The 26,984-nt window shown below is 69.2% G+C and carries 28 protein-coding genes; 20 read left to right on the top strand and 8 right to left on the bottom strand.

The window, feature by feature from the left end; translation table 11 throughout:
- Positions 1 to 122 precede the first annotated feature (122 nt).
- Positions 123 to 581: a low molecular weight protein-tyrosine-phosphatase gene (locus tag AC3WS6_RS01600; protein WP_492501433.1), complete on the top strand. Its 459-nt coding sequence runs from the start codon at positions 123 to 125 to the stop codon at positions 579 to 581.
- A gap of 14 nt (positions 582 to 595) precedes the next feature.
- A complete protein-coding gene (gene purB, locus AC3WS6_RS01605) occupies positions 596 to 1,978 on the top strand; it encodes an adenylosuccinate lyase (protein WP_492501434.1) in 1,383 nt (460 codons plus the stop codon).
- Between the two features lie 75 nt (positions 1,979 to 2,053).
- On the opposite strand, the gene AC3WS6_RS01610 is transcribed toward purB, so the two are convergent.
- Together AC3WS6_RS01610 and AC3WS6_RS01615 are read right to left on the bottom strand one after the other, a co-directional pair.
- The gene (locus AC3WS6_RS01610; protein ID WP_492499333.1) at positions 2,054 to 2,410 is read right to left on the bottom strand and encodes a hypothetical protein; all 357 of its coding nucleotides are present in this window, start codon (positions 2,408 to 2,410) and stop codon (positions 2,054 to 2,056) included.
- Positions 2,407 to 3,060, bottom strand: a complete 654-nt coding sequence (locus AC3WS6_RS01615; RefSeq protein WP_492499334.1) for an acyl-CoA synthetase — start codon at positions 3,058 to 3,060, stop codon at positions 2,407 to 2,409. Before AC3WS6_RS01615 ends, AC3WS6_RS01610 begins: the two co-directional genes overlap by 4 nt.
- Before the next feature lie 304 nt (positions 3,061 to 3,364).
- On the opposite strand from AC3WS6_RS01615, the gene AC3WS6_RS01620 reads away from it, so the two are divergent.
- Positions 3,365 to 4,273: a hypothetical protein gene (locus tag AC3WS6_RS01620; RefSeq protein ID WP_492499335.1), complete on the top strand. Its 909-nt coding sequence runs from the start codon at positions 3,365 to 3,367 to the stop codon at positions 4,271 to 4,273.
- A gap of 16 nt (positions 4,274 to 4,289) precedes the next feature.
- On the opposite strand, the gene AC3WS6_RS01625 is transcribed toward AC3WS6_RS01620, so the two are convergent.
- Positions 4,290 to 5,126, bottom strand: a complete 837-nt coding sequence (locus AC3WS6_RS01625; protein ID WP_492499336.1) for a sulfurtransferase — start codon at positions 5,124 to 5,126, stop codon at positions 4,290 to 4,292.
- A gap of 58 nt (positions 5,127 to 5,184) precedes the next feature.
- Here AC3WS6_RS01625 and AC3WS6_RS01630 point away from each other — a divergent pair, with 58 nt between their 5' ends.
- Genes AC3WS6_RS01630 through AC3WS6_RS01640 form a run of 3 tightly spaced genes read left to right on the top strand, consistent with a single transcriptional unit; the run spans position 5,185 to position 7,264 of the window.
- Positions 5,185 to 6,120 carry a DMT family transporter gene (locus AC3WS6_RS01630; protein WP_492499337.1) on the top strand — a complete coding sequence of 312 codons (936 nt, stop codon included), beginning with the start codon at positions 5,185 to 5,187 and terminating at the stop codon, positions 6,118 to 6,120.
- Positions 6,117 to 6,791, top strand: coding sequence for a GTP cyclohydrolase II (locus AC3WS6_RS01635; RefSeq protein WP_492499338.1), 675 nt, complete (start codon positions 6,117 to 6,119; stop codon positions 6,789 to 6,791). Before AC3WS6_RS01630 ends, AC3WS6_RS01635 begins: the two co-directional genes overlap by 4 nt.
- A complete protein-coding gene (locus AC3WS6_RS01640) occupies positions 6,791 to 7,264 on the top strand; it encodes a MarR family winged helix-turn-helix transcriptional regulator (protein ID WP_492499339.1) in 474 nt (157 codons plus the stop codon). Before AC3WS6_RS01635 ends, AC3WS6_RS01640 begins: the two co-directional genes overlap by 1 nt.
- A gap of 20 nt (positions 7,265 to 7,284) precedes the next feature.
- Here AC3WS6_RS01640 and AC3WS6_RS01645 read toward each other — a convergent pair whose 3' ends face one another.
- Positions 7,285 to 8,070: a thioesterase family protein gene (locus AC3WS6_RS01645; protein ID WP_492499340.1), complete on the bottom strand. Its 786-nt coding sequence runs from the start codon at positions 8,068 to 8,070 to the stop codon at positions 7,285 to 7,287.
- Positions 8,071 to 8,174: 104 nt separating this feature from the next.
- Here AC3WS6_RS01645 and AC3WS6_RS01650 point away from each other — a divergent pair, with 104 nt between their 5' ends.
- Positions 8,175 to 8,531 (top strand): helix-turn-helix domain-containing protein, encoded by a 357-nt coding sequence (locus tag AC3WS6_RS01650; RefSeq protein WP_492499341.1) that lies wholly within the window; start codon positions 8,175 to 8,177, stop codon positions 8,529 to 8,531.
- 5 nt (positions 8,532 to 8,536) lie between these two features.
- Here the strand turns inward: AC3WS6_RS01650 and AC3WS6_RS01655 are convergent, their stop codons facing one another.
- Positions 8,537 to 9,130, bottom strand: coding sequence for a ClpP family protease (locus tag AC3WS6_RS01655; RefSeq protein ID WP_492499342.1), 594 nt, complete (start codon positions 9,128 to 9,130; stop codon positions 8,537 to 8,539).
- On the bottom strand, positions 9,127 to 9,741 hold the full coding sequence (locus tag AC3WS6_RS01660; protein WP_492499343.1) for a ClpP family protease: 615 nt from the start codon (positions 9,739 to 9,741) through the stop codon (positions 9,127 to 9,129). Before AC3WS6_RS01660 ends, AC3WS6_RS01655 begins: the two co-directional genes overlap by 4 nt.
- 137 nt (positions 9,742 to 9,878) lie before the next feature.
- Here AC3WS6_RS01660 and AC3WS6_RS01665 point away from each other — a divergent pair, with 137 nt between their 5' ends.
- A complete protein-coding gene (locus AC3WS6_RS01665; RefSeq protein WP_492499344.1) occupies positions 9,879 to 10,346 on the top strand; it encodes an acyl-CoA thioesterase in 468 nt (155 codons plus the stop codon).
- Positions 10,347 to 10,406: 60 nt separating this feature from the next.
- Entirely contained in the window at positions 10,407 to 12,116 is a 1,710-nt protein-coding gene (locus tag AC3WS6_RS01670) for an AMP-binding protein (RefSeq protein WP_492499345.1), read from the top strand.
- A 7-nt stretch (positions 12,117 to 12,123) separates the two neighbouring features.
- Here the strand turns inward: AC3WS6_RS01670 and AC3WS6_RS01675 are convergent, their stop codons facing one another.
- Both AC3WS6_RS01675 and AC3WS6_RS01680 read right to left on the bottom strand, forming a co-directional pair.
- Positions 12,124 to 12,561 (bottom strand): hypothetical protein, encoded by a 438-nt coding sequence (locus tag AC3WS6_RS01675; RefSeq protein ID WP_492499346.1) that lies wholly within the window; start codon positions 12,559 to 12,561, stop codon positions 12,124 to 12,126.
- A gap of 103 nt (positions 12,562 to 12,664) precedes the next feature.
- Positions 12,665 to 14,137, bottom strand: a complete 1,473-nt coding sequence (locus tag AC3WS6_RS01680; protein WP_492499347.1) for an MATE family efflux transporter — start codon at positions 14,135 to 14,137, stop codon at positions 12,665 to 12,667.
- 143 nt (positions 14,138 to 14,280) lie between these two features.
- On the opposite strand from AC3WS6_RS01680, the gene cycA reads away from it, so the two are divergent.
- From cycA to AC3WS6_RS01735, 11 genes are all read left to right on the top strand, one after another.
- Positions 14,281 to 15,741 (top strand): D-serine/D-alanine/glycine transporter, encoded by a 1,461-nt coding sequence (gene cycA / locus AC3WS6_RS01685; RefSeq protein ID WP_492499348.1) that lies wholly within the window; start codon positions 14,281 to 14,283, stop codon positions 15,739 to 15,741.
- An 87-nt stretch (positions 15,742 to 15,828) separates the two neighbouring features.
- Positions 15,829 to 16,815 (top strand): aldo/keto reductase, encoded by a 987-nt coding sequence (locus tag AC3WS6_RS01690; protein WP_492499349.1) that lies wholly within the window; start codon positions 15,829 to 15,831, stop codon positions 16,813 to 16,815.
- A gap of 31 nt (positions 16,816 to 16,846) precedes the next feature.
- A complete protein-coding gene (locus tag AC3WS6_RS01695) occupies positions 16,847 to 17,500 on the top strand; it encodes an IMPACT family protein (RefSeq protein ID WP_492499350.1) in 654 nt (217 codons plus the stop codon).
- 70 nt (positions 17,501 to 17,570) lie between these two features.
- Positions 17,571 to 18,500 carry a J domain-containing protein gene (locus AC3WS6_RS01700; protein WP_492499351.1) on the top strand — a complete coding sequence of 310 codons (930 nt, stop codon included), beginning with the start codon at positions 17,571 to 17,573 and terminating at the stop codon, positions 18,498 to 18,500.
- Between the two features lie 60 nt (positions 18,501 to 18,560).
- Entirely contained in the window at positions 18,561 to 19,523 is a 963-nt protein-coding gene (locus tag AC3WS6_RS01705) for a squalene cyclase (RefSeq protein WP_492499352.1), read from the top strand.
- 207 nt (positions 19,524 to 19,730) lie between these two features.
- A complete protein-coding gene (locus AC3WS6_RS01710) occupies positions 19,731 to 20,741 on the top strand; it encodes a LacI family DNA-binding transcriptional regulator (protein ID WP_492499353.1) in 1,011 nt (336 codons plus the stop codon).
- A gap of 35 nt (positions 20,742 to 20,776) precedes the next feature.
- Positions 20,777 to 22,045 carry an extracellular solute-binding protein gene (locus AC3WS6_RS01715; RefSeq protein WP_492499354.1) on the top strand — a complete coding sequence of 423 codons (1,269 nt, stop codon included), beginning with the start codon at positions 20,777 to 20,779 and terminating at the stop codon, positions 22,043 to 22,045.
- 34 nt (positions 22,046 to 22,079) lie between these two features.
- Positions 22,080 to 23,015 (top strand): carbohydrate ABC transporter permease, encoded by a 936-nt coding sequence (locus AC3WS6_RS01720; RefSeq protein ID WP_492501435.1) that lies wholly within the window; start codon positions 22,080 to 22,082, stop codon positions 23,013 to 23,015.
- Between the two features lie 2 nt (positions 23,016 to 23,017).
- On the top strand, positions 23,018 to 23,857 hold the full coding sequence (locus AC3WS6_RS01725) for a carbohydrate ABC transporter permease (protein ID WP_492499355.1): 840 nt from the start codon (positions 23,018 to 23,020) through the stop codon (positions 23,855 to 23,857).
- 30 nt (positions 23,858 to 23,887) lie between these two features.
- Complete coding sequence (locus AC3WS6_RS01730) at positions 23,888 to 24,901, top strand: glycoside hydrolase family 130 protein (RefSeq protein WP_492499356.1); 1,014 nt, start codon at positions 23,888 to 23,890, stop codon at positions 24,899 to 24,901.
- A 4-nt stretch (positions 24,902 to 24,905) separates the two neighbouring features.
- The gene (locus tag AC3WS6_RS01735; RefSeq protein ID WP_492499357.1) at positions 24,906 to 26,951 is read left to right on the top strand and encodes a hypothetical protein; all 2,046 of its coding nucleotides are present in this window, start codon (positions 24,906 to 24,908) and stop codon (positions 26,949 to 26,951) included.
- Positions 26,952 to 26,984 lie beyond the last annotated feature (33 nt).

A 26,984-nucleotide genomic window follows, 5' to 3' on the forward strand; every position in this document is an offset into this window, starting at 1 on the left:
GCCGGCCTGCCGAGCAATTCCGCGTCGCGCGATCGGCCGCCGACCGGCACAATGGAACAGTGCCATCCCCGGATCCCTTTCGCGTGATCTTCGTCTGCACGGGGAACATCTGCCGCTCCCCCATGGCGGAGGTCGTCTTCCGCGATCTCGCGGAACGCCAGGGGCTCGGCTCGCGCATCGTCTCGCGCAGCGCGGGAACCGGCGACTGGCACCTCGGCGAACAGGCCGACCACCGTACTCTCGACTCGCTCGCTCGACGCGGCTACGACGGCTCTCTGCACCGCGCCAAGCAGTTCACCTTCGCCTCGTTCGCCGACAACGATCTCGTGGTCGCACTCGACCGCACTCACGAGCGGAACCTGCGCGAGTGGGCCCGCGACGAAGACGAAGAGGGCAAGGTCACGCTGCTGCTCGCGTTCGACCCCGCCGCCTCGACGCAGGACGTGCCCGACCCGTACTACGCGGGCCCTGAGATGTTCGATTCGGTGCTCGGTATGATTGAGGCGGCGACCCGCGGGTTGTTCCGTCAGCTCGAACCGGCCCTTCGCCAGCCCCGCACGCCCCGTGTTCTCGGGGCCTGATCAGGAGGACTCCCCTGACTTTCCAGCCCTCGCTCCCGCCGCAGCCCCTGAGCCCCCTCGACGGCCGCTACCGCGGCGCCGTCACCGGACTCGCCGACTTCCTCTCGGAGGCGGGCCTCAACCGGGCCCGCGTCGAGGTCGAGGTCGAGTGGCTGATCGCCCTCACCGACCGGTCCCTCTTCGAGACCACCCCGCTCTCGGACGCCGACAAAGAGCGTCTGCGCGCCCTCTACCGCGACTTCGGTCAGGACGAGATCGACTGGCTCGCCGAGAAGGAAGCGGTCACGCAGCACGACGTCAAGGCCATCGAGTACCTCGTGCGCGACCGCCTGTCGACGCTGGGTCTCGACTCGATCGCCGAGCTCACGCACTTCGCCTGCACGAGTGAGGACATCAACTCGGCGTCCTACGCGCTCACCGTCAAGCGCGCGGTCGAGGAGGTCTGGCTGCCTGCTCTCGACACCGTGATCGCCAAGCTCCGCGAGCTGGCTGCCGAGCACGCCGACGCCGCGATGCTCTCGCGCACCCACGGACAGCCCGCGACCCCGTCGACCATGGGCAAGGAGCTCGCGGTCTTCGCCTGGCGCCTCGAGCGCGTGCGCGCCCAGATCGCGGCATCCGACTACCTCGCCAAGTTCTCGGGCGCGACCGGCACCTGGTCGGCGCACCTCTCGGCCGATCCCGACGCCGACTGGCCGACGATCTCTCGCGAGTACATCGAGGGCCTGGGCCTCGGCTTCAACCTGCTGACGACACAGATCGAGTCGCACGACTGGCAGGTCGAGCTGTACGACCGCGTGCGTCACGCCGGCGGCATCCTGCACAACCTGGCGACCGACATCTGGACGTACATCTCGCTCGGCTACTTCGCGCAGATCCCCGTCGCCGGTGCGACCGGATCGTCGACCATGCCGCACAAGATCAACCCGATCCGGTTCGAGAACGCCGAGGCCAATCTCGAGATCTCCGGCGCCCTGCTCGCGTCTCTCGGTCAGACCCTCGTCACCAGCCGCCTGCAGCGCGACCTCACCGACTCGACGACCCAGCGCAACATCGGCGTCGCCTTCGGCCACTCGCTGCTCGCGATCGACAACCTGCGCCGTGGCCTGAACGCGATCTCGCTGTCGCGCGACGTGCTGCTCGCCGACCTCGACGTGAACTGGGAGGTGCTCGCCGAGGCGATCCAGACCGTCATCCGCGCCGAGGTCGTCGCCGGCCGTTCGTCGATCACGGATCCCTATGCGCTGCTCAAAGAGCTGACGCGCGGACACCGTGTGGGCGCCGCCGACCTCGCCGCCTTCGTCGAGGGGCTCGAGATCGGGGATGCCGCGAAGCAGCGTCTGCTGGCGCTGACCCCCGCGACCTACACGGGCATCGCCGAGCAGCTCGCGAAGTAACGACCACCGACACGAATCGACCCCGCACCGGATGCCGGTGCGGGGTCGATTCGTCTGCGGGGACGCCTGCGTGCGTCAGGAAGAGGCGGTGCGGCCGGTCGCGCCGGAGTCGGGCTCGTCGGGCGTCTCGGGGTCGTACAGCACGGGGCGATCGACCGTCTTGGTGACGTCGGCCGGGTCGACGACCAGCATGAGCATCGCGAGGAGCAGCAGCGTCACGATGAACGCCCCGCCGCCCACGACGAGGCCGAGGGCGATCGGCGTCAGACCTTCGTAGGTGCCGTTCGCGATCGCGTCGTTCACGCGTGCCGTGAAGGCACCGGTCGACACGAAGGTGACGATCGCGGCGAAGATGCCGCAGGCCAGCGCGATTCCGAGCAGGTGAAGGGGGCGCAGGATGTCGCTGCGGGTGGGCTTCTTCTCGTCGCTCATCGGTCTCCTCCGTGGTCGACGGACGCGGGACTCACGCCGTCGGCGGCGGCGGCGTCATCGACGGCGCGCGCGTTCGTCGGGGTCAGACCGGCGATGCCGAGGAACACGGCGATGATCGCCGCGTATCCGCCGAGCATGCCGACCCCGAGGATGATGCCGGTGAGCACGAAGTCCCCCGCGCCGTCGATGGCGTAGGGCTGCACGAATCCGGCGGGTATGGCGATGAGCACCACAGCGAGCAGCAGCCCGAGAGCGCCGACCGTGATGGAGTCGCGGGCGGTGTCGTCACCCGCGCGGCGTGCGCGCAGGCCCACGATCAGCTCGACGAGTCCGGTCGATGCGGCCCAGGCGATCACGACGATGAAGAACATGTCGTCCGTGCGCCACATCGGCACGCCCGCGGTCATTCCTGCGGCGAAGCCGAGCAGCGCCGCGACGATCGACGGCCACCGCTGCCCTGCGGGGAACACGAGCCATGCGGCGAGGATCTGCACGAGAGCGCTCGTCAACACGAAGCCGCTGAAGACCGAGAGGCCCACGGCGGCGGAGTGGTCGGGCGAGAAGGTGATCATCACGGCGGCGGCGGCGGCGAAGAGCGCGCGCAGCAACTGGACGTGACGCGCGGTGAACGCGCGGGCAGGGGCAGACATGACGATCCAGAGTCCTCCGGGGTGTTACCCCCAGTCTACGCGGGGGTGCGGGGTGGATGCCGCCCAGGAAGGTGTTCGCGGGGCCTGACCGATCTCCCCAGATCGATCGTCAGGCCCCGCGACAGAACGCAGCGACGGGGGCGACACTGCGTGCGGGTCGCGACCGCTCACAAGGTCGGGCACCCTGCTTGCGGCGGTACAACCCTTGGACCCCAGAAAAAGCATCACGTCCCCTGACGCGATGCCGGTGTGGTCGTAAGCTCACTCTAGAGCGCGATTCTTCACATACCGGAGGGGTTCTGTGATGAGTATGGAAACTGGGGTCCGGCGAGCGGCGGATGCGTTCGCGAGCTCGTTCCGCGACGCCATCAACGCGCGCGGACTCACCCTGGCACGGCTCCACGAGCTGCTGCGGAGCCGGGGCAACAGCGTCTCGATGGCCACTCTCAGCTACTGGCGGTCGGGCGCGCGGCGCCCCGAGAGCGTGCAGTCGATGGCTGCCCTCAGCGACATCGAGGAGCTGCTGGGCCTGGAACGCGGAGCGCTGACCGCTCTGCTCGGCGCGACCAACCGCACCGGTCCGCTGGGACCGAACCAGTTCCCGCTCGACGAGGAGGAACTGGAGCAGGCCGTGAAAGAGGTGTACGCAGCCCTCGGGGTCGAGTACCCCGACTCGTCCCGCGAGCTGACGACGCATTCGGTGACCGATGTCGACGAGGCCGGCAACGTCTGCCGGTCGCTGACGCGCAGCATCCTGCAGTCCACCGTCGGCACGGTCCAGGCGATCCCCTTCCTCGAGCTGACCCCCGGCGAGAGCACCCCGGCGCCGATGATCGAAGCCGTGTCGGGCGGACGCATCGCGGCCCGCCACTCGCACCCGAAGGGCGAGGTCCACGGCGTGCTGTTCGAGCTGGAGGCGCCTCTCACCGCGCCGGAGACGGCCATGGTCGAGTGGTCGGTCGAGTATCCGCCCGGCTATCCCCCGCAGCGCGAGACGGGGCACGCGCTCGCGCGACAGAGCCGTGAGCTTCTGGTGTGGACGCGATTCCACCCCGATGCGCTGCCCGACCGCATCGAAGAGCGCGTCGAGACGCCCAAGGGCGTGAACACCACCGTGCTCGACCTCGGCGGTCGCACATCGGTCCATCAGGTGCGCAGAGCATTCGGGCCGGGCGCGCTCGGCATCAGCTGGAGCTATGCCGACGGACGCTGAGCGCGCCGTCTGACGCTCAGCCGGGCCGGTGCCCGACCGCCGCGGGGCGACCCGGGGTGTTCGACCACTGGCTCCACGATCCCGGGAAGACCTTGGCGGGGATCCCGATCTCGTCGAGCACCAGAGCCGTGTGGGCCGCGGTCACACCGGAACCGCAGTACGCGGCCACCGGGGTGCCGTCGGTCACGCCGACGTCCGCGAAGTTCTGCTGCAGGGTATGCATGTCGAGGATCTTGCCCTCGGCATCCAGATGCGCAGCCATCGGCAGGTTCACGGCGCCCGGGATGTGCCCGGCGATCGGGTCGTAGGGCTCCGACTCGCCGCGATAGCGGTCGGCGGCGCGCACATCGAGCAGAACGCCGGATGCCGGGAACGCGGCCGCCTCGTCGATGGAGATCGCGTCGGCGCCGATCGCGTCGAGCACCACGTCGCCGGGCTCGGGCCGCACGTCGTCGGTCTCGACCGGCAGTCCCGCCGCGCGCCACGCGCTGAGGCCGCCGTCGAGCACGCGCACGTCGACGCCGCCCTGTCGCAGCAGCCACCAGGCCCGCGAGGCGCTGAGCCCCTTGCTGTCGTCGTACGCCACGACGAGGTCGCCCTGACCGACGCCCCAGCGCCGAGCGGCATCCTGCAGAGTCTGCGTGGAGGGAAGCGGATGCCGCCCCTCCGACGGCTCGCCGTGCGTCGACAGCTCGGTGTCGAGCGGCACGTAGACCGCGCCCGGGATGTGTCCCGCAAGATAGTCATCGTGGCCGTCGGGTCGGTCCAGACGCCAGCGCACGTCGATCACCCGCACGGCGTCGCCCGCCTCAAGGAGCCGGTTCAGTGCATCGGCGCTCACGAAGTTGCTCATGCTGCGAGGGTACCGAGTACTAGGCTCGTTCCCGGCTTCGTCGAGAAAGGGACCGCACGTGCCCACTCGATTCCGCTGGATGCGCCTCCGCCCGCAAGAGGTCGCGCTCCTCGCCATAACAGCTGTCTGGGGCAGCACCTTCCTGCTCGTGCACTGGGCGATGCAGCACTCCGGACCGTGGTTCTTCGTGGGCATCCGGTTCCTCGTGGCGGGGCTCATCAGCGTCGCGATCTTCCACCGGGCGCTGCGCGGCATCCGGTGGCGCGACATCGGCGCGGGGGTCGCGATCGGCGTCATGATCTACCTCGGCTACGGTCTGCAGACGGTGGGACTGCAGACGATCGACTCGAGCACGTCGGCGTTCATCACGGCCATGTACGTGCCCCTCGTACCGCTCGCCCAGTGGGCGGTGTTCCGCAAGCGGCCGCCGGCGATGGCGTTCGTGGGCGCGGGTCTCGCGTTCATCGGCCTGATGCTGATCGCCGGCCCTGTCGCCTTCACCCTCTCGCTCGGGGTCGGCGAGATCGCGACCCTGATCAGCACACTGCCGATCGCCGCCGAGATCATCCTCATCAGCGTGTTCGCCGGCAGGATCGACCTCGGCCGGATCACGATCATCCAGCTGCTCACCGCCGGTGCGCTCGGCCTGCTCACGATGCCCGTCGCGGGCGAGGCGGTGCCGGAGTTCTCGTGGATCTGGGTCGGCTGCGCGGTCGGCCTCGGCGCCGCGAGCTGCCTGATCCAGCTCACGATGAACTGGGCGCAGAAGTCGGTGTCACCCACTCGCGCGACGATCATCTATGCCGGAGAGCCGGTCTGGGCCGGCGTCGTCGGTCGCATCGCGGGTGAACGCCTGCCGCTGCTGGCACTGATCGGCGGCGGGCTCGTCGTGCTCGGCATCCTGGCCAGCGAGCTCAAGCTCGTCCGTCGCCGCCCGCCCGAGAAACAGCCGACCGGGAATATCGGTGACGACGTCGCGTTTCACTCGACATGATTGAAACTTCAACCGTCGTTCCTGTCGCGACGGAGCGGACTCGGGTTCGCGTTCCCCTGCGCTTCGCCGACGGGTTCTCGACCACGGCCGACGTGGTGACCTTCGACGGTCTGGTCGACGCACGCGAGCACCTGCTGCTCGGTCTCGGCGACTGGAAGGGCGCGCTCGAGCGTGCGGCCGAGGGCGGCGAGGCTCCGCTGGTGCGCCCGCACAGCGAATGCCTCACGGGCGACGTGTTCGGCTCCGAGCGCTGCGACTGCGGTCCGCAGCTGCGCGAAGCCGTCGAGCGCATCGCCGAGCAGGGCGGGTTCCTGCTCTATCTGCGCCAGGAGGGCCGCGGCATCGGCCTGTACGCCAAGCTCGACGCCTACGCGCTGCAGGATGCGGGCCTCGACACGTACGAGGCGAACGTGGCGCTGGGCCGCGGCGAAGACGAACGCGACTACACGGTGGCGGCGCAGATGCTGCGGGCCGTGGGCGTCGACAGCATCCGCCTGCTGAGCAACAACCCCGACAAGGCCGCTCAGCTCGACGCCCTCGGCATCCGCGTCGCCGAGCACGTGCGCACCGGAGTGCACCTCTCCGACGCGAACCACCGCTACCTCGAGGCCAAGCGCGACCACACTTCGCACACTCTCGACCTCTCTGCGCCCGACCTCTCGGCCGCGTGATGAGCACTCCCGTGATCAGCGAGCGGCGCCTCGACGACGCGGAGATGTCGACGTGGCTGCCGACGATCCGCTTCGTGCAGCTGCTGCCCCAGGTGCTCGATCGCACCCTCAAGGCTCAGACCGGCCTCAAGCACGCGCACTATGCGATCCTCGTGACCCTCGCGGGGCAGGGCGATCGGGCGATCCCGATGACCGAACTCGCCCAGATCGCGGGACTCAGCCGCTCACGCCTCAGCCACGCGATCGACTCGCTCGAGCAGCGAGGGTGGGTCACGCGCACGTCGTGCAGCAGCGACAAGCGCACGCTGACCGCGGCGCTCACGGATGCCGGTCGCGAACTGCTGCGAGAAGCAGCCCCCGTGCATGTGGCGCAGATCCGCGAGCTGATCCTCGATGCGCTCACCGACGACGAACGGGTGCAGCTCGGCGCGATCCTGACCAAACTGAACCCCGGGATCGCCGCCGCGCTCTAGCCCGGGGTCGCCCCGGGGCCTCAGCGCGCGCCGACCCCCGGCCGCACGGTCAGACTCTGCACCGAGGTGCCGAAGGGACCCGAGGCGTCGTTCAGCACGGAATGCGTCACACCCACTCCGTGCGCGCCGAAGGTCACGGTGGTGTCGAGACCGATCCACCCCTCATCGGGTTCGCGGAACAGGTGCGCCGTGAGGTCGACGTTGGGGAAGAAGGCGTCTCCGACGGGCACCCGGGGACTCATGCCGTTCGCGAGGTCGACGACGCCCAGTGCCCGCGCCGTCGAGCTGACCCGCTCAGCGGCGAGCAGCGGGTGGTGCGGCCGCACCCAGGCGGACGCCCGGCCGGGCTCGTCCTGACGATGACGGAAGTCGCCCGAGCGCACGAAGGCGCCCGGCCACACGTCCCCCGCGTGCCATTCGGCGTGCGAGTCCAGCGGAGGCATGACCGACAGCGCCCCGCCGGCGATGGATGACGTGTCGGCCGTCTTCATCAGCCAGGCCCGCAGGATCACGGCCGGACGCTCCGCATGGCTCAGAGTCGCCTCGACGAGCTCGATCGTCCGCCCCGGACGGATCACGCGGATGTCGACCTCGACCACGTCGATCGGCAGCACGCCGAGGATGTCGTACGAGACCCGAGCCAGGGTCAGCGCATCGTCGCGCCGCGCATCGCGGTGCGTCTCGACGAGATGCGCCAGCAGCCCGATGGTCGGTGCGATGTGCTGCTCCGAGGTGTTCCAGGCTCCCTGCACCGCATCCGTCGCGCGAAAGGCTCTGTCAGAGAGGCGTTCGAAGTAGGCGGTCACCCTGGGATCGTACGACGTCGCCTCCCGCTGCCGCCGGGTCGAGGTGCGTTCTGCTCTGAGCAGAAGGGCTCGAACACCCGCGTGAGCGCGGATTATCGTGAGGCATGGCCGACCTCGTCCCGTTTCCCCGCACCCCTCGCCCCGCCCGCCCTCGCCCCAGCGACCCCGAGCCGCTGTGGCGTCATCTGCTGGGCGACCAGCTGCGCCGCCGCCGGCACGACCGCGACGAGACGCTCACCGACACGGCGGCCCACGCGGGCGTCTCGCCCCAGTACCTCTCCGAGGTGGAGCGCGGACTCAAAGAGCCCTCGAGCGAGATGATCGCAGCCATCGCGGGGGCGCTCGACACCTCGCTGATCGAGCTGACGAGCGCGGTGGCCGACGAGCTGCGTCAGACGACGGCGGCTCCGGCATCCGCTGCGGTGTCGGTCACGCGCGGGGCCTTCGCTCTCGCCGCCTGAGCGGCTCAGGCGGCCCGCTCCCCCAGCACGGTGTCGATCAGTCCGTAGTCGAGCGCGCCGGATGCCGTGAAGACGCGGTCCCTGTCGGTGTCGGCGCGCAGCTCACTCAGCGAACGGCCACTGTGGCGGGCGAGGATCGCCTCCATGTCGGCACGGACGCGCACGACCTCGTCGGCCGCGAGGATGAGATCGGGGATCGCCCCCCGTGACTGTCCGACCGGCTGATGCAGCACGATTCGCGCGTGCGCGAGGGCCGCTCTCTGTCCCGTCGCCCCCGCCGCGACCAGCAGCGCCGCAGGACCGATCGCCTGTCCGACGCAGGTCGTCGCGACGGCCGGGCGGATGTGCTGCATCGTGTCGTAGATCGCGAGCGCCGCACCGGGATCGCCGCCCTCGCTGTTGATGTAGAACTGCACGCCCGCATCCTGGCTGTCGGCATCCAGATGCAGCAGCTGGGCGATGAGCGCGTTGGCAACCCCCGCATCGATCGCCGTGCCGAGATAGATCACCCTCTCGGCGAGCAGATGCGAGTAGACGTCCATCACGCGGTCGCCGCGCGGATGCTGCGCGATCACGTTCGGGATCGTGTAGCCGCTCATGCGCTCGCCCCCAGCCCGACCCGGGCGCGACGCCGGGGCATCAGACCTGCGAGGGAGTCGACGATCTCGTCGATGAACCCGAACTCCTTCGCCTGGGCCGCGGTGTACCAGCGGTCGTGCAGCGAATCCTCGAAGATCCGCGTGATGGGCTGCCCGGTGTCGGCGGCGATGATCCCCAGCACGGTGTCGCGCATGTGCCGCAGATCATCGGCCTGGGTCTCGATCTCGACCGCCGAGCCGCCGATCCCGGCCGAGCCCTGGTGCATGAGGATGCGCGCGTGCGGCAGTGCGCGCCGCTTGCCGCGGGCTCCCGCCGAGAGCAGGAATTGTCCGGCGCTGCAGGCGAGGCCGAGCGCGAGGGTCGACACGTCGTTGGGCACGAGGGTCATGAGGTCGCGGATCGCGAGCATCGACGGAACCGAACCGCCTGGCGAGTGGATCCACAGGGCGATGTCGGCCGTGGGGTCCTCCGCCGACAGGGTGAGCAGCTGCGTCATGAGCAGCGTGCCGTTGTCATCGTCGAGGGCGCCGTCGAGCACGAGCACGCGCTCGTGGAACAGGGCTCTTCTGGCCTCGGGACCGAACTGCGGGATGGGGTTGTCTTCGCTCATGGCCCCAGCATCCGCCGCCCGCCGGCCCCGCGGGAGCGGATCCGCCCAGGGCGGATCAGCCCACGGCAGATGACAGGTCGCCTGCACGGATGTGCATCCGTAACACCGTCGACTCACGACGCTCCTACCCTCGAAGCATGGCGAAGCAGAAGACACCCGAATCGCAGTGGTCCGAAGACAGCATCAACTTCCGCACCCGCAAGTGGGTGCGCCCCGAAGACCTGAACGCGAACGGGTCGCTGTTCGGCGGCAGCCTGCTCAAGTGGATCGACGAGGAGGCCGCGATCTACGCGATCGTGCAGCTGGGCAACTACCGCGCGGTGACGAAGCACATCTCGGAGATCAACTTCGAGGCCTCGGCCGTGCAGGGCGACCTGATCGAGATCGGCCTGCAGGCCACCCATTTCGGGCGCACGTCGCTCACGATGCGGGCGGTCGCGCGCAACATGATCACCCGCAAGAGCATCCTCACGATCGAGAAGATCGTGTTCGTGAGCCTCGACGAAGACGGCGTCCCCACCCCGCACGGCTACAGCGAGATCACCTACAACCGCGACCGGATGCCGACCGAGAGCATCGCGACGGGCACGATCCGCCTGCCGTAGGGCCTGCCGCGGGCGGCCGGTGCGAGGATGGATCACGTCCGTCGAGCAAGGGAGCCCCGAATGAGCCGCAGCGCCACCGCAGCCACCACCGCGATCCGCGAGATGCGCGACTTCCTGTTCGCGAACGCCACCGACTACGACGCCGCCCGTGCGGGCTTCTCGTGGCCCACGCCTGACGCGTTCAACTTCGCGCTCGAGTGGTTCGACGTGATCGCCGCCGAGAACCCCGAGCGCCCGGCGGTGCAGATCGTCGCCTCCGACCTGAGCCTGCGCACCTGGAGCTACGGCGAGCTCTCGTCGAGGTCGGATCAGGTCGCCGCATGGCTCACCTCGATCGGCATCCGCCGCGGCGATCACGTGATCGTGATGCTGGGCAACACGATCGAGCTGTGGGAGGTGATGCTGGCGATCACCAAGATCGGCGCGGTGTCGATCCCCACCTCGACGCTGCTCTCGGCATCCGACCTCGCCTACCGCGTCGAGTACGGCAGGGCCAGGGCCATCGTGACGACCGGCTCTCTCGCCGAGCGCGTGGCCGACATCGACGCCGAGGTGCTGCGGATCGGCGTCGGCGAGGGCATCCCGTCGGAGTGGGCTCGTCTCGCCGATTCGTCGAGCGCTCCGGCCGTCTTCGAGCCGGATGCCCCGACTCCCGCCGGCGACACGGCGCTGCTGTACTTCACGAGCGGCACGACGAGCCGGCCCAAGCTCGTGCAGCACACGCACGTCTCGTACCCGATCGGGCACCTGTCGACCATGTGGTGGCTGGGCGTTCGTCCCGACGACGTGCACCTCAACATCTCGTCTCCCGGGTGGGCGAAGCACGCCTGGTCGAGCTTCTACTCGCCGTTCCTCGCTGAGGCGACGGTGTTCGTGTACGACTACGAGCGCTTCGATCCGAACACCCTCATGCAGGTCATGGACGCGCATCAGGTCTCGAGCTTCTGCGCGCCCCCGACCGTGTGGCGGATGCTGATCCAGGCCGATCTCGCCCGCCTCACGCACCCGCCGCGCGAGCTCGTGGGTGCGGGCGAGCCGCTGAACCCCGAGGTCATCGATCGTGTGCGCGACGCCTGGGGCGGCACGATCCGCGACGGCTTCGGGCAGACCGAGATGACGGCCTGCATCGGCAATTCGCCGGGGCAGCCGGTGAAGGTCGGTTCGATGGGTCGCCCGCTGCCCGGGTATCCGGTGGTGCTGCTCGACCCCGCGACGGGCGCCGTCACGGACGCCGAGGGCGAGATCGCGCTCGACCTGTCGCAGGCGCCGGCGGGACTGATGGCCGGCTATTTCGGCGACCCCGACAAGACCGCGGAGTCACGCGAGGGCGGCTACCACCACACCGGAGACATCGCGGTGCGCGACCACGAGGGCTACCTGACCTACATCGGCCGGGCGGACGACGTGTTCAAGGCCTCGGACTACAAGATCTCGCCGTTCGAGCTCGAATCCGTGCTGCTCGAGCATGACCTCGTGATCGAGGCGGCGGTGATCCCGAGCCCCGATCCGACACGTCTGGCCGTGCCCAAGGCGTATGTGTGCCTGCGCGCGGATGCGACGGATGCCGAGGCCGATGCTGCCCGGTCGATCTTCGCGTACGCCCACGACCGGCTGTCGTCGCATCTGTGGGTGCGGATCATCGAGTTCGTGCCCGAGCTGCCCAAGACCATCTCGGGCAAGATCCGCCGCGTGGAACTGCGGGCGCGGGAGGTCGAGCGCGTGGCTGCGGGAGACGACGCCCGCCAGCATCGCGACCGCGACTACCGCTGACCCGGCGTCAGCTCGCGAGCGCGGGCAGGCTGCCCGTGCTGGTCGACGTCACGGCCCGCGGGGTGACGGTCGCCACCGGTGCCGACGACGGCGCGGACGCCGGTGCCGAGACGGCCGGGGCCTCGATCGGCGCGGCGACGGAACGCGCCGATGCCCGCGATTCGGCCGAGCCGGTGATTCCGCGCAGCACCCCGCCGATCACGAGCATGCCGACGAGGGCGGCTCCCGCCACGATGAGCGGAGTCCACTGCTGAGCGAACGATGCCGTGAGACTCAGCAGCGCCGCGGCGATCCACAGACCCACCGCTCCGCCTGCGAGACCACCGGCTCCGCGAGCGATCGCGATGCCGGCGACGATCGCGCACAGCACGGCCACCGCTGCTCCGAAGAATCCCAGCGGAACCAGGAACGCTGCCAACTCGTGTGCCATCCTCGATGACGTCATGACGACCCCCCGTCAGCGGTATCTCCGCACTACCAAGATTACGAAGTATCGGGTGACCCGGCATCCATCTGCAGGATGATGTTCTCCAACCGTGACGCGTCGTTCAGCGGCGCTTCAACCACGCGAACCGCGAGCCGCGGACCACGGGCACCGACTGCGTGATCACGGCGTCGACGACCATGGATCCGTCCGTCGGTCCGACGATCGCGATGGCCGAGGTCTCGGTCGTCTGCAGGGGCTCGACAGGCATGGTCGCGAGGGCGCGGTGCGCGCGGATGTACGCCGGCACCAGCAACACGATCGCGCCCACCCAGGCGAGCGGGTTGCTGAGGGCGACGCCCGCGAAGCCGATAAGACCGCCGAGCACGACGGCCGCGCCGACGCGCATCACGAGCTCGATCACACCCGTCACAGTCGGCACCAGCGTGTGGCCCAGCCCCTGCAGCGCGCCGCGCAGCACGAAGAGGATGCCGAGAACCCAGTAGCCGCAGCCGTTGATGATGAGCATGAGGTGCGCGAGTTCGACCACCTCGTCCGACCCCTCGCCGATGAACAGGCGCACCATGGGCGCGCCGAACGCGATGATGATGACGCCGAGCAGAGCACCGGTGATCACCGCCATCCAGGTGCCCTCGATCACACCGCGACGGATGCGGTCGGGGCGGCGTCCGCCGAGGTTCTGGGCCGCGTACATCGAGGATGCGAGGCCGAGCGACGAGAGGAAGGCCACGGCGAGTCCGTCGACACGAGACGCGGTCGTGTAGGCGGCGACGGCATCTGAGCCGAGCGTGTTGAGCGCCACCTGCACCGCGAGCGTTCCGATCGCGATGATCGAGGCCTGGAAACCCATCGGCAGGCCGAGGCGCAGGTGCTCACGGAAGTCGTCGCGCGTGACCTGCCAGTCGACGCGGCGCAGATGCAGGATCGGCAGTCGACGACGCACGAACTCGAGGCACAGGATGACGGACACCGCCTGGGCCACGATCGTCGCGAGCGCGGCTCCGCCGACGCCCCAGGCGAGCGGGCCGACCATCAGGATCACGAGGCCGACGTTCAGCACGCACGACACCGTGAGGAAGATCAGCGGGGTGCGCGAGTCGCCGATCGCGCGGATGATCGCCGAGAGGTAGTTGAAGAACATCGTCGCGCTCGCGCCGATGAAGCTGATCTGCGTGAAGACCGTCGCCTCGGGCATGAGCTCGGCGGGCGTCTGGAGCAGTTCGAGCATGGGACGCGCGATGAGCGGCGCGACGATCGTCAGCACGACGCTCGTGACGCCCGTCAGGATCACGCCCGTCGCGACCGAGCGGCGCACTCCCGCGGCATCGCCGGCTCCGAACGCCTGCGCGATCGGGATCGCGAAGCCGCTCGTGAGGCCCCACGCGAAGCCGATCAGGAGGAAGAGCAGGCTGCCGGTCGCGCCGACCGCGGCGAGCGACTGCACGCCGAGATGGCGACCGACGACGACGGCGTCGGCGAAGTGGTACATCTGCTGCACGACGTTGCCGAGCAGCAGGGGGATGGAGAACGACAGGATGACACGCCACGGGCGGCCCGTGGTGAGTGGGGTGGCCATGGGGAAGCGACTCGCAAAAGCTGGAGGATCGGGGAGGGTTCCAGGATATCGAATCGATTCGGTTCCTCGATAGGCCCCGGTGACAAGTACGGTCGGAAGGATGCCGCAGCGGGTCGCGGCACGGAACACCGGAGGTTCGATCGATGACGTCACAGAACACGAAGGGGGCCGTCGGCGCTGACGGCACCGCGGCCGGAGATGAGCAGCACCTCAAGCGGGCGCTGAGCAACCGCCACATCCAGCTGCTCGCGATCGGCGGGGCCATCGGCACCGGCCTGTTCATGGGCAGCGGCAAGACGATCTCCGTCGCCGGGCCCTCGGTGATCTTCGTGTACATGATCATCGGTTTCATGCTGTTCTTCGTCATGCGGGCGATGGGCGAGCTGCTGCTGTCGAACCTCAAGTACAAGTCGTTCAGCGACTTCGCGAGCGATCTGCTCGGTCCCTGGGCCGGGTTCTTCACCGGCTGGACGTACTGGTTCTGCTGGGTCGTCACCGGGGTCGCCGATGTGATCGCGATCGCCGGATACACGGACACGCTCTTCCCCGGCATCCCGTTGTGGATCCCCGGCGTGCTCGTCATCGTCATCCTGCTCGCGCTGAACCTGCCGACCGTCGCGGCCTTCGGCGAGATGGAGTTCTGGTTCGCGCTCATCAAGATCATCGCGATCGTGGCGCTCATCGTCACGGGACTCGTGATGATCTTCACGGGCTTCCAGCACGATGCGGGCACCGCCAGCTTCAGCAACCTCTGGGATCACGGCGGGATGTTCCCGCACGGGTTCATGGGCTTCGTCGCCGGATTCCAGATCGCCGTGTTCGCCTTCGTCGGCGTCGAGCTCGTCGGCACCGCCGCAGCCGAGACAAAGGACCCCGAGAAGAACCTGCCGAAGGCGATCAACGCGATCCCGATCCGCATCCTGCTTTTCTATGTGGGCGCGCTGGTGATCCTCATGGCGGTCACGCCGTGGACCGAGTACGTCGCGGGCGAGAGCCCGTTCATCGCGATGTTCGCCCTCGCGGGCCTGGGCATCGCGGCCACGGTCGTCAACCTCGTGGTGCTGACCTCGGCCATGTCGAGCGCCAACTCGGGCATCTACTCGACCTCGCGCATGGTGTTCGGTCTCGCGCAGGACGGCGATGCGCCCCGACTGTTCGGCCGCCTGTCGAAGCGGCGCGTGCCGCAGAACGCCCTGTTCCTCTCGTGCATCCTGCTGCTGTCCGGCGTCGTGCTGCTCTATGCCGGCAAAGACATCGGCACCGCCTTCGACATGGTCACCACCGTCTCGGCCGTGTGCTTCATGTTCGTGTGGACGATCTTCCTGTGCAGCTACCTCGTCTACCGGCGCCGCCGGCCCGAGAAGGTCGCGGCGTCGAGGTTCCGCATGCCCGGCGGCATCGTCATGGTCTACGTCGTGCTCGCGTTCTTCGTGTTCATCCTCTGGGCGCTGACGACGCAGCCCGACACCCTGACGGCGCTGCTGGTGACCCCGATCTGGTTCGTGCTGCTGCTCGTGGCCTGGCTGTTCGTGCGCAGGTCGCAGAACCACCTGACGCGTCACGCCGCGCACATCGCCTATCTGCGTGACGACTCGGCAGAGTGAGCGGGTGAGTGGTCCAGGGAGGCTCTGACAGGCCCTCCCACGGAGCCTGCGACCGGCGTAGCGTCGGGCGCAACGAAAGGACACGACATGCACACTCGCACACTCGGCCAGGGCCTCGAGGTCTCGGCGATCGGTCTCGGATGCATGGGGATGTCGCAGAGCTACGGCCCGAACCCCGGCACCCGCGACGAGATGATCGCCGTGCTGCGCTCGGCACTCGATCTCGGCGTGACGTTCTTCGACACCGCCGAGGTCTACGGCCCCTACGTCAATGAAGAGCTCGTCGGCGAGGCGCTCGAGCCCATCCGCGACCAGGTCGTGATCGCCACCAAGTTCGGCTGGCGCATCGAAGACGGCAAGAGCGTCGGCCTCGACAGTCGTCCCGAGCAGATCCGCCGTGTCGCGGAGGAGTCGCTGCGGCGGCTGCGGACCGACGTGATCGACCTGTTCTACCAGCATCGCGTCGACCCCGAGGTGCCGATCGAAGACGTCGCCGGCACGGTCGCCGAGCTGATCGCCGAGGGCAAGGTGCGGCATCTCGGCCTCTCCGAGGCATCCGCCGCCACGATCCGCCGGGCTCACGCCGTGCACCCGGTCACCGCCCTGCAGAGCGAGTACTCGCTGTGGACACGCGACCCCGAGACCGAGGTGCTGCCGGTGCTCGCCGAGCTCGGCATCGGCTTCGTGCCGTTCAGCCCCCTCGGCAAGGGATTCCTCACCGGAACGGTCGATCAGAAGACCGCGTTCGCCGACGGAGACATCCGCGGCACGATCCCCCGCTTCAGCGAGGAGAACCGAGCCGCGAATCAGGCTCTGGTCGAGCATGTCGCAGCTCTCGCGGCAGCGAAGGACGCATCACCGGGACAGATCGCGCTCGCCTGGCTGCTCGCCCGGGAGCCGTGGATCGTGCCCATCCCGGGCACGCGACGCACCGCGCGGATCGCAGAGAACGCCGGGTCCACGGCAGTGCCGTTGTCGGCCGACGAGGTCTCCGATCTCGACCAGCTCGCCGCCCGTGTCGGTGTGCAGGGCGACAGGTACAACGCGCAGCAGATGTCGTTCGTCGACCGTTGAGTGCGCATCGTGGCTGGGTAGTCTGAGGCGGATGACCTCCGCCCGCAGCTACCCGGCCACGATCGCCGCCCCGGTGCAGCACGAGATCGTCATCAAGAAGTCTCGGTTCATCGCGACGGTCGAGCCGGTCGCCTCGGTCGACGACGCGGATGCCGCGATCTCGCGCATCCGCAAGCAGTGGTGGGATGCCAGGCACAACTGCACCGCGATGGTCACCGGGTTGCTCGGCGACCAGGCACGGTCGTCCGACGACGGCGAGCCCTCGGGCACGGCCGGTGTGCCGATGCTCGAGGTGTTTCGGCGGCGTGAGCTGACAGATCTCGTGGCGGTCGTGACCCGCTATTTCGGCGGGGTGAAGCTCGGTGCCGGCGGATTGGTGCGTGCGTACTCCACCGCGGTCTCGGAGGCGCTCGATCTGGCGACGCTCGTGCGTCGACGGTCGCTCACGCAGGTCACGATCGACGTCGCCCACGCGGATGCGGGTCGCTTCGACAACCTGCTGCGCGACTGGGTGCTGCATCACGGCGCGACACTCGGCGAACCTCGATACGGAGCGCTGGCGACGCTCGAGGCATGGGTTCCGGCCGAGCAGCTCGACCGCCTCGCGGATGACATCGCGGCGGCATCCGCCGGAGCCGTCGTGCCGGTGATCGGCGGCGAGCGCATCGTCGACGTGCCTGCCTGATCCCGACCGCCACGGCTGATCCACAACAGCATCCGGATATTCTGGATGCCGCGATCTCGGAAGGAGAGCGATGTTCGACAGCCCGCTCTCGGCTTCCGCTTACGAGATCCTCGGCGTGGACCCGTCGGTCGACGACGCCGAGCTGCGCCGCGCCTACCGGCTCCGGCTGCGCGAGACCCACCCCGACACGGGGGGCGACGCCGCGGTCTTCATCCAGGTGCAGCGTGCGTGGGAGCTCGTCGGCACTGCAGACGACCGAGCCGCCTACGATCGACGCAGCGGTGTGGACTTCGGCATCCAGACCGATTCGGAATCGAGCGGATGGCGCCCGCAGACCGCGAAGAAGACCGACACCCGCCCGCGGGCGCGCTCGTACGGGCACCCCGGCGGCTGGCGGCGGGAGCGCTACCTGGTGCTGATCCGCGAATGGGCCGGCCGGGGTGTCGAGGTGCCGGATCCATACGACCCCGCACTGGTGCGCTCGGCACCGCGCGACCTCCGGCGCCTGCTCGCCGACGCCCTCGCCGAGGAGGCGACGGCACGCACGGTCAGCGCGCTGGGCATGGGCTTCACGGTGTGGCACGACGTGGCCACCGGCTCGGATGCCGACGACAAGCTCGACCATGTGGTGCTGAGCCCATCGGGTCTGTATGCCGTGATGTCGGAGGACTTCGGCGGCGTCGTCGGATTCCGCCGCGGCGAGATCACCGGTCCCAGCCTCGGCACGAGAGCGCCCGTCACGGCGGCGCTCTCTCGCATGCGGTCGATCGCCAAGGCCGCGCGCGTGAAGTTCGGCGGCGTCATCATGGTGCTGCCCGACGACGACCTGTCGCAGGCGGTGACCCCGCTCGGCAGCAGCCGCGGCGTGCCGGTGGTCGTGGTGCGCCGCAGCGCTCTCGCGATGGTGCTGCGCCAGGGCGTGCCCGGTGCTCGCGCGATCGGCGGCAATGAGCTGTTCGACGTGCGCACCCGACTGCAGCAGACCGTCACCTTCGTCTGAACACCCGCTTCATCGAGTCACCCCTGGCCGCGACCGCCTGGGCGGAGTAGCGTGCCGGGCATGACTCTGTCGACGCAGACGCGGGACTGGTTGCTCGATGCGGATCCGGCCGTGCGCTGGCAGGTCGAACGCGACCTGCTCGGCGCCCCGGACGACGTGTGGCGGTCGACGCGCGCCCGGGTCGCGACGGAGGGGTTCGGGGCCGCACTCCTCGCCGCACAGGATGCGGATGGCCGCTGGGCGGGAGGCGCGCACTTTCCCCGTGACTTCTTCGGCTCTGCAGAGACCGAGCAGCCGGGGCAGCCGTGGACGGCGACGAGTTGGTCGCTGAATCAGCTGCGGGAGTGGGGCGTCGACGCCGCCGCGCTCGGCGACACTGCCGAGCGTCTGGCCCGCAACTGCCGGTGGGAGTACGACGACATGCCCTTCTGGGGCGGCGAGGTCGACGTGTGCATCAACGCCTTCACCCTCGCGAACGGCGTGTGGCTCGGTGCCGACGTCTCGAGGCTCGTGGGCTGGTTCCCCGAACACCGGCTCGATGACGGCGGGTGGAACTGCGAGGCCGAGGAGGGCGACTCGGTGCGGTCGTCGTTCCACTCGACGCTCAATGCCCTGCGCGGGATGCTGTCGTACGAGCAGGCGACCGGCGACACCTCGCTGCGGCCGACGCGGCTCGCGGGCGAGGAGTATCTGCTGCGGCGGCAGCTGATGTTCCGCGAGTCGACGGGCGAGATCGTGGGCGATTTCGTGACGCACTTCGTCTACCCCAGCCGCTATCGGTACAGCGCCCTGACCGCGCTGGACTACTTCCGCGATGCGTCTCTGACCGACGGCACCCCGCCGGACCCGCGGATCGGCGCAGCGCTCGATGTGGTGCGCCGTGCTCGACACGACGACGGGACCTGGCTGCAGGGCGCGCCGCTCCTCGGACGGACGTGGTTCGCCGTCGATGTCCCCGAGGGCGAACCGTCTCGGTGGCTCACGCTGATCGGCACGCGCGTGCTCGACTGGGCCGAGGGGTAGGCGGGCACCCCCCCACCCCCCGTTTCGAATCGCGCACTTGGCAACCGGCGGGGCCTGTTTTCTGCACAGTGCGCGATTCGAAAGCCCAGGGGGGCCGTTGACGGATGCCGTCAAACCGGTTTACACTCGCCACACCCGCATTCGTCAAACCGGTTAAATCCCGCGCGTGGATGCCGGGACTCGACCGACATTCCACGAGGAGGTGGCATGAGCCGCACGACGATCGCCGACGTCGCCCGCGAGGCCGGCGTCACCAAGGCCACGGTCTCGCACGCGATGAGCGGCAAGCGCCCCATCTCCGACGACACGAGGAGCAAGGTCCTGGCCGCGGCGGAGAAGCTGCATTGGGTGCCGAGCCAGAGCGCCAGGGCGCTGGCCACGCAGAAGGCCAACGCCGTCGCCGTCGTGCTCGCCCGCGACCCCGAGGTCATCGCGAACGACTCGTTCTTCCCCGCCTTCATCGCCGGCGTCGAGTCGGTGCTCGCCGAGACCGAGACCGGGCTCATCCTGCACGTCGTGCCCGACCGCGCCGCCGAGGAGCGGGCATACCGCGCCCTCAGCCACGGCCGCGCCGACGGAGCTCTGCTGCTCGACCTGCGCACCGACGACTGGCGCGTGCCCCTGCTCGAGGAGCTCGAACTCCCCGCGGTGCTCGTCGGCGCCTACGAGCAGCCCACCAGGTTCTCGTGCGTGCGCACCGACGACGCCGCACCCGTGCGCGAGATCATCGCCCACCTGCGCGCCGACGGACATGAGCGCATCGCGCACGTCTCGGGTCCGCTCGACTACGTGCACTCGCGCGTGCGGGCGGATGCCTACACCGACGCCGTGGGCGGCGATGCGCTGCTGCGGGAGGGCGACTTCACCGCGTCGAGCGGTCGCGAGCGCACCGCCGAACTGCTCGCCCTGCCCGAGCGCCCCACCGCGATCCTCTACTCCAACGACACGATGGCGATCGCGGGCCTGTCGTATTCACGCTCGAGCGGCCTCCGCATCCCGCGAGATCTCGCGATCGCCGGCTTCGACGACGACCACCTCTCCGCCCACCTCTCCCCTGCGCTCACGAGCGTCTCGTCGGGACCTGCCGCGCGTGGACGCGCGGCAGCCCGCCTGCTGCAGGCCGACATCCTCGGCGGCGAGCCGCGCACCGAGGTCGTGGACTGCAACGTCGTGCACTTCCGGGAGAGCACGGAATCCACGGAGAGCACCACCCGCTAGACGATCACCCGAACCATCGCGTCAAGGAGGACAACATGAAGAAGCAGATCCGCGCAGCAGCGCTCTTGGGAGCCGTCGCGCTCGTCGCCACCGGATGCTCGTCAGGAGGCGGGGGCGGCGACGCCTCGGCTGACGGCACCGGGCCCATCGACATCTGGCTGTCGAACAACGAGCAGGAGGTCGCCTGGGGCACCGCCGTCGTCGACGCCTGGAACGCCGAGCACCCCGATGAGAAGGTCAACGCCCAGGAGATCCCCGCGGGCTCGTCATCGGAGGAGGCCATCACCGCCGCGATCACCGCCGGCACCGCGCCCTGCCTCGTCTACAACGTGGCCCCGGCCGCGGTCTCGGGCTGGGTCAAGCAGGGCGGCCTCGTCGACCTCAGCACCATGGAGGGCGGCAGCGACTACATCACCGAGCGCGGCGGCGACGTCGACTCGTACGCGACCGACGGCAGCTTCTACCAGCTGCCGTGGAAGTCGAACCCGGTCATGGTCATGTACAACAAGGCGCTGTTCCAGGCCGCGGGCATCGATCCCGAAGACCCGCAGATGAACACGTACGACGCGTTCCTCGACGGTTCGCGGGCGATCGTCGCCTCGGGCGTGCAGAGCGCCATCTGGCCGGCGCCGACCAGCGAGTTCTACCAGCCGTGGTTCGACTTCTACCCCCTCTACCTCGCCGAGACCGACGGCACCATGCTCGTCGAAGACGGCAAGGCGACGGTCGACTCGGATGCCGGACGCGAGGTCGCCGAGTTCTGGAAGACCTTCTACGACGAGAAGCTCTCGCCGAACGAGGCATCGACCGACGACGCGATGTCGGCCGGCACGACCGCCATGCAGCTCGCGGGCCCGTGGGCGATCCCCTCGTACGCCGAGACCGTCGACGTCGGCTTCATGCCGGTGCCGACCAGCGATGGCCGCGAGAACCCGACGACCTTCGCCGACTCGAAGAGCGTCTCGATGTTCACCGCGTGCGAGAACCAGGGCACCGCGTGGGAGTTCCTGAAGTTCTCGACGAGCGTCGACAGCGACGGGCAGCTGCTCGAGGCCACCGGCCAGATGCCGATGCGCACCGACCTCACAGGCACCTACGCCGACTACTTCGACGCGAACCCGAACTACGTCGCGTTCGCCGAGCAGGCCGAGGCGACGGCTGACGTGCCCAGCATCCCGAACTCCGTCGAGGCCTGGCAGGCCTTCCGCGACGAGTACTCGGCCTCGGTGATCTTCGGCAAGGAGTCGATCGACGACTTCCTGAAGACCGCCAGCACGAAGATCGACGACCTCGTCGCCGAGTGACGCCGTGACGCTCCGAGACGACGCGGTCGCGGACGTGGCCGGGGGCACTGCAGCCCCGGCCACCCCGCCCCCGCGGCCACAGAGGGGCCGGCTGCGCACACGCCTGCTGGGTGCGCAGCCGATCGGCGGCCTGTTCGCGCTGCCCTACCTCGTGTTCGTGCTGGCGATCTTCGCGTTCCCGCTGGGGTTCGCGGTCTACATCGCCTTCCACGACTACTTCTTCACCGCCCCGAACGTCGAGGTCGACCGTCCGTTCGTCGGCTTCGACAACTTCGTCACGGTGCTCACCGATCCGCGTGTTCTCGGGTCGTTCCGCAACACGCTGATCTTCCTGGTCATCAACGTGCCGCTCACCGCCGTGCTCTCGCTCGTGCTGGCCGCGGCGCTCAACACCGGCATCCGCTGGGTCGCCGCCTACCGCGTGGCGTTCTATGTGCCGTACCTCACCGCGAGCGTCTCGCTCGTCGGCGTGTGGATGCTGCTGTTCTCGGGCAATGGACTGATCAACACCATCCTCGGACCTCTCGCACCCGATCCGTCGTGGCTCGTGAACAGCGGGCTGGCGATGCCGATGATCGCCCTGTACGTCACGTGGAAGCAGCTGGGCTTCTACATCCTGCTGTATCTCGCGGCGCTGCAGAACGTGCCGAAAGAGCTCTACGAGTCGGCCGAGACCGACGGCGCCGGGGCCTTCTCACGGTTCTGGAACGTCACGGTGCCCGGCGTGCGCAGTGCCACCACGCTCGTGCTGATCCTGTCGATCATCACCGGCGCCAACCTCTTCACCGAGCCCTACCTGCTGACGAACGGCGGCGGCCCCGACGGCGCCTCCTCGACACCCGTGCTGCTGATCTATCAGCTCGGCATCCAGCAGCAGAACCCCGACACCGCGGCCGCGATCGGCATGATCCTCGTGATCCTGGTCGGGATGCTGTCGCTCGCCGCCAACCGCGCCACCAGGGAGCGATGACCATGAGACGCACGCGTTCACTGCCCCGCATCCTGAGCGTCATCCTGCTCACGATCGCGGCCATCGGCTTCGCCTTCCCGTTCTACTTCATGCTCGTCGGGGCGTTCCAGGAGAACCCGACGAACTCGCCGAACGAGCTCTTCCCGACGAGCGGGTGGACGGTCGACAACTTCGTCGCGATCGACTCCCGCATCGATCTCGTCGGTTCGCTGCTCAACTCCCTGATCTTCACCGCGGGAGTGCTGCTGGGCACCGTGGTGTTCGGCCTGGTCGCCGGCTATGCGATCGCGCGACTCGACTTCCGTGGTCGCGGAGTGATCTGGGTGCTCATGCTTCTCGTGCAGATGGTGCCGTTCCAGCTGCTGATGATCCCGCTCTACGTGCAGATCACCCGCAACTATGGGCTCGGCGACTCCTACATGGGCATGATCCTGCCGTTCCTCATCAACACGACCGCGGTGTTCATCTTCGTGCAGTTCTTCAAGGCGCTGCCGGTCGAGATCTTCGAGGCCGCGCGCATCGACGGCGCCGGCGAGATCCGCCTGCTCACCTCGGTCGCGATCCCGCTCATCAAGCCCGTGCTGGTGACCGTCGTGCTCGTCACGTTCATCGGCCCGTGGAATGAATTCCTCTGGCCGTTCCTCATCACGAAGGACGCGTCGCTGCAGCCGCTCGCCGTGTCTCTCGCGAACTACATCTCCAACGTCGCGCAGTCGACGGCGAACCCGAACGGTGCGATCCTCGCCGGTGCCACCGCGCTCGCGTTCCCCGTCGTGATCCTGTTCATCGTCTTCCAGCGCTTCTTCCGGGCCACCGACCTCGGTGCGGCCGTCAAGGGCTGACGCCCCCTCAGACCACTCGAAAGGACCCCCATGTTCACCGGAGCATCCTTCCCCCTCGGCCCGTTCACCCCCTATGAGGGCAACCCGATCCTGCGCCCGAAGGGCGACAGCTGGGAATCCGCGAATCTCTACAACCCGGCAGCTCTCGTCGACGGCGACGAGGTCGTGCTGCTGTACCGCGCGCACGCCGACGACATCGTGTCGCACATCGGCATCGCCAGGTCTCGCGACGGCGTGAACTTCGAACGCGAGGATGCGCCGATCCTCTCGCCGTCCGAGGACTACGAGACCTACGGATGCGAGGATCCGCGCATCGCGCTCATCGACGGCACCTACTACCTGACCTACACGGGGTGGGATCGACGGAGTGCGCAGCTGTGCCTCGCGACCTCGACCGACCTGCGCACCTGGACCAAGCACGGCCCGCTGTTCGACGACTTCGACACGTTCAAGACCATGGACCCGCGCGGGTTCAACTGGTCGAAGGCCGGGGTCATCGTGCCTGTGATGATGCACGGCAAGTGGTGGATGTATTTCGGCGAGGGCGGCATCTATTGGGCGACCAGCGACGACCTCATCCACTGGACGCCGGGCACGCCCGACACCGACCCCATGTACTCACCGACCCCCGGCACCTGGGACGAAGCGCTCGTCGAGATCGGCACGTCTCCGGTCGTCACGGACAACGGACTGCTCGTGATGCTCACGAACGGCGCCACGCGCACGGTGAACGACGACGGCTCGGTCGACGTCGACTACCGGTGCGGACAGATCGCGATCGACCCCGACGAGCCCACGAAGGTGCTTGCTCGGTTGCAGGAGCCGTGGCTGCGGCCGCAGACGTTCGAGGACATGCACGGCCTGGTGTCGAATGTCACCTTCGTCGAGGGACTCGTGAAGTTCCACGGCAAGTGGTTCGCCTACTACGGGCAGTCCGACACGACGTTGGCCGTCGCCATCCATGATCCGGCGCAGCCATGGGGTCGGGCACTGCGAGACGCCGGCGACTCGGGCACTGTCGACTCGGGCACCGGCGAGGAGTGATGACATGGGCATCTCGCGCCGCACGTTCCTGACGGCCGCCGCTGCGACCTCCGCTCTCGCTCTGGTTCCTCTCGATCCGGCGGGAGCGCAGGCCTCGGCATCCGCTGTCGGGGTGCCCCTCGGGTCTCGGGGGGCCGGAGCGGGCGGGGGTGCGCGGCTCACGAATCTCGCGCATCTGCGCTTCCTCCTCGCAGAGGTGCCCGTGGTCGCCTCGGCCACGCACACGACGTTCGCGATCGAGACCTCGCCGACCGTGCGCGCGCCGTGGACCTATGCCGACACCGACGGCGCCGGCGGCTATCGACCGGTGGGCGGAGGCACCCGCGACGCCGCGACCGGCTACTGGACGCAGGGTGCCTACAACGCCGACGACATCGCCCGCGCGGCCGTCGTCTTCCTCCGAGAATGGACGGCGACCGGTGACGCCCAGGCCCGCGACGAGGCGCGTGACGTGCTGAGGTCGCTGGCGTTCCTGCAGACCACGAGCGGACCGAATGCCGGTCGGGTCGTGCTGTGGCAGCAGGAGGACGGCACCCTGAACCCCAGCGCGATCCCCGTCGAGCTGCCCGACCCGTCGGACTCCGCCGAGTCGTACTGGCTCGCCCGCTCGGTCTGGGCGTTCGGCGAGGGATATGCGGCGTTCCGTCGGGAGGATGCCGAGTTCGCGGCGTTCCTGCTCGCGCGGCTGCACCTGGCCCTCGATGCGCTCGGACGCGAATCGCTGTCGCGCGCCGGGCAGCGGGTGCGCAGCGACGGGCGCGATCTGCCCTCCTGGCTGATCGCCGGCGGCGCGGATGCCACGGCCGAGGCCATGCTCGGGCTCGCCGCCGCGACCGAGGCCGGAGACGCGCGCAGCCGCCAGGCTCTGCAGACCTACGGCGAAGGGGTCGCCGCGATGGCGACTGACCCTGCGAAGGGCTGGCCGTTCGGAGCCGTGCTGCCGTGGACGGGGTCGCTCGGCTTCTGGCACGCCTGGGGGGCGGCCGCGCCGGAGGCGCTGGCTCGCGCGGGTGCGCTGCTGCGGCGACGCGAGTGGATCGCAGCGGCCGTGGCGGATGCCGGGACGTTCACGCCCCAGGTGCTCGCCTCGGGTGGACCCCACAACGCCTGGGCGCCGCTGCCCGCCGAGGCGCAGATCGCGTACGGCGCGCATGGACGCGTCGCGGGGGCCGTCGCCGCGGCTGCGGTGGGCGGCGAAGGACTGCGTGTGCTCGCGGGGCTCGCCGCCGGATGGTTCTTCGGCGCCAACACCGCGGGCATCCCGGTCTACGATCCGGCCACCGGGGTCACGTTCGACGGCGTCGAGACCGACGGTCGGGTGAACCGCAATTCGGGCGCGGAGTCCACGATCCACGGCCTGCTCACGATGCAGCTGCTGGACGCGAACCGCGACATCGCACGCATCGCCACGTCGATCACGGGACTGTCGTCGTTCGCGGGACTGCGGGTCATCGACGCCGAAGGGGCGCGACTCTCGGCGGGCTGCGAGGTCGTGCGGCCCGAGGGCGGCGCGTGGACCGGCGAGGGCAACCTCTCGGGCGGCGCGTATGTGCGGGTTCCCGCGGGCGAGACGGTCGAATTCGACGTGACTGAGGCCGGCGGCATCCTGCACGGACTCGTCTGGAGGCAGAAGGCGGATGCCGGGGACGCTGTGTGGGAGGTGTTCCGGGGTCGCAAGCGGCTCTGGAGCACGCGCACCCCCGCGGGCGGCACCGGCGATCGCGGACTCACCGAAGCCGACGGGATGCTCGTTCCGCAGCTGCTCGGTGGCGATCTGCCCGCGGAACCCGTGATCGTGCGGTGCACGAGCCGCGGCGACGTGCGGCTCGACGCTCTGGTGATCCAGCCGGCGGTGTCCACGGCCGTGTATGCCACGGCATCCGGCTCGGCGGTGCTTTACGCGAACGGCACGCGGCGCGATCAGCGGACAGCCCCGCTCGCCCCCGGCTCCGGCCGCGCGTACGACGCCGACGGGTCGCAGCGCGGCCAGGGGGTGCAGGGCGGCAGGGTCCGCGTGCGCGGCGGCGGGTTCACGATCACCCGGACGTGACCGGCTCTTTCCTCCCGCTTCGAATCGCGCACT

This window comes from Microbacterium sp. EB106-03-03-XG65, assembly GCF_058791955.1.

Bases quoted from the DNA above. Each gene is read 5' to 3' on its own strand.
- AC3WS6_RS01660 (WP_492499343.1), bottom strand. From the start codon at position 9,741: ATGAGCGAAGACAACCCCATCCCGCAGTTCGGTCCCGAGGCCAGAAGA.
- AC3WS6_RS01725 (WP_492499355.1), top strand. From the start codon at position 23,018: ATGAGACGCACGCGTTCACTGCCCCGCATCCTGAGCGTCATCCTGCTC.
- AC3WS6_RS01735 (WP_492499357.1), top strand. From the start codon at position 24,906: ATGGGCATCTCGCGCCGCACGTTCCTGACGGCCGCCGCTGCGACCTCC.
- AC3WS6_RS01695 (WP_492499350.1), top strand. From the start codon at position 16,847: ATGACCTCCGCCCGCAGCTACCCGGCCACGATCGCCGCCCCGGTGCAG.
- AC3WS6_RS01610 (WP_492499333.1), bottom strand. From the start codon at position 2,410: ATGAGCGACGAGAAGAAGCCCACCCGCAGCGACATCCTGCGCCCCCTT.
- AC3WS6_RS01620 (WP_492499335.1), top strand. From the start codon at position 3,365: ATGAGTATGGAAACTGGGGTCCGGCGAGCGGCGGATGCGTTCGCGAGC.
- AC3WS6_RS01700 (WP_492499351.1), top strand. From the start codon at position 17,571: ATGTTCGACAGCCCGCTCTCGGCTTCCGCTTACGAGATCCTCGGCGTG.
- AC3WS6_RS01650 (WP_492499341.1), top strand. From the start codon at position 8,175: ATGGCCGACCTCGTCCCGTTTCCCCGCACCCCTCGCCCCGCCCGCCCT.
- AC3WS6_RS01680 (WP_492499347.1), bottom strand. From the start codon at position 14,137: ATGGCCACCCCACTCACCACGGGCCGCCCGTGGCGTGTCATCCTGTCG.
- AC3WS6_RS01675 (WP_492499346.1), bottom strand. From the start codon at position 12,561: ATGACGTCATCGAGGATGGCACACGAGTTGGCAGCGTTCCTGGTTCCG.
- AC3WS6_RS01665 (WP_492499344.1), top strand. From the start codon at position 9,879: ATGGCGAAGCAGAAGACACCCGAATCGCAGTGGTCCGAAGACAGCATC.
- AC3WS6_RS01640 (WP_492499339.1), top strand. From the start codon at position 6,791: ATGAGCACTCCCGTGATCAGCGAGCGGCGCCTCGACGACGCGGAGATG.
- AC3WS6_RS01635 (WP_492499338.1), top strand. From the start codon at position 6,117: ATGATTGAAACTTCAACCGTCGTTCCTGTCGCGACGGAGCGGACTCGG.
- AC3WS6_RS01600 (WP_492501433.1), top strand. From the start codon at position 123: ATGGCGGAGGTCGTCTTCCGCGATCTCGCGGAACGCCAGGGGCTCGGC.
- AC3WS6_RS01710 (WP_492499353.1), top strand. From the start codon at position 19,731: ATGAGCCGCACGACGATCGCCGACGTCGCCCGCGAGGCCGGCGTCACC.
- AC3WS6_RS01655 (WP_492499342.1), bottom strand. From the start codon at position 9,130: ATGAGCGGCTACACGATCCCGAACGTGATCGCGCAGCATCCGCGCGGC.
- AC3WS6_RS01690 (WP_492499349.1), top strand. From the start codon at position 15,829: ATGCACACTCGCACACTCGGCCAGGGCCTCGAGGTCTCGGCGATCGGT.
- AC3WS6_RS01625 (WP_492499336.1), bottom strand. From the start codon at position 5,126: ATGAGCAACTTCGTGAGCGCCGATGCACTGAACCGGCTCCTTGAGGCG.
- cycA (WP_492499348.1), top strand. From the start codon at position 14,281: ATGACGTCACAGAACACGAAGGGGGCCGTCGGCGCTGACGGCACCGCG.
- AC3WS6_RS01715 (WP_492499354.1), top strand. From the start codon at position 20,777: ATGAAGAAGCAGATCCGCGCAGCAGCGCTCTTGGGAGCCGTCGCGCTC.
- AC3WS6_RS01705 (WP_492499352.1), top strand. From the start codon at position 18,561: ATGACTCTGTCGACGCAGACGCGGGACTGGTTGCTCGATGCGGATCCG.
- AC3WS6_RS01670 (WP_492499345.1), top strand. From the start codon at position 10,407: ATGAGCCGCAGCGCCACCGCAGCCACCACCGCGATCCGCGAGATGCGC.
- AC3WS6_RS01615 (WP_492499334.1), bottom strand. From the start codon at position 3,060: ATGTCTGCCCCTGCCCGCGCGTTCACCGCGCGTCACGTCCAGTTGCTG.
- AC3WS6_RS01730 (WP_492499356.1), top strand. From the start codon at position 23,888: ATGTTCACCGGAGCATCCTTCCCCCTCGGCCCGTTCACCCCCTATGAG.